Annotated in this window: 1 protein-coding gene; it reads right to left on the bottom strand. The window is 35.2% G+C overall.

All coding sequences use genetic code 11. From position 1 onward, the window contains the following. Positions 1-191: 191 nt before the first annotated feature. The gene (locus tag GC105_RS16690) at positions 192-557 is read right to left on the bottom strand and encodes a serine hydrolase domain-containing protein (RefSeq protein WP_425481548.1); all 366 of its coding nucleotides are present in this window, start codon (positions 555-557) and stop codon (positions 192-194) included. Positions 558-747: the final 190 nt, after the last annotated feature.

The following is a 747-nucleotide window of genomic DNA, read 5'->3' as shown; positions in this document are numbered from 1 at the left end:
TTTTGCAATTGCCATAAAAATAACTCCTTCTTGATTAAATTCATATCTGAATTCTTGCCAAGAAAGAGTTGTTTTTTACCATAGACACAAGATTAATTATACTACCCGCGAGGAGGAAACCCTTTAGTCGACCAGGTGCAAGAACAACTACTATGCGTTATGCATACGAGCTTCCAATAAATTAAAACTTACTATTTGCAATCCTCAAATATTGGTTCAATATGCTCTCTAATAAGTTCTATTCTATCCTTAGCATTTTGCTTAAAAAGAGAAGCAATTGAAATTACCATGTTCCTCTTGGCGTTGATATAAATGACGTTTCCTCCATCTCCCATAGCTGCATAGGTATGTTCTTTATCATCAATAACCCACCATAAATATCCATACAATAGATTGTTTTTTTCCCATCGACTATGCTCCTGTGTACTCTCTTCTATCCATCTCGCAGATATAATTTGCTTGCCATCCCACACACCGCTATTTAAGTATAGCTGCCCTATTTTCGCCATATCCGAAGGAGTCAGAGTAAGACCCCAGCCACCCGTATTTATCCCCATCTTGTCAGTAGCCCAACCGCTGATATTTGTAGCTTTATTAAATTTGATTTGTTCCTTATAAATGATAACATAAGAATGTCGAAAAGTGATCACTTAAGAATGTATGATAAGTAGCATTAAGATATAATTATCTCTTAGACTAAGGAGGTAATTATGCTAATAAAATGCGACATATACACAAATATAGAGA

Source organism: Alkalibaculum sporogenes (genome assembly GCF_009362815.1).
GTDB lineage: Bacteria > Bacillota > Clostridia > Eubacteriales > Alkalibacteraceae > Alkalibaculum_A > Alkalibaculum_A sporogenes.
This window is presented reverse-complemented; position numbering and strand designations above follow the sequence as displayed.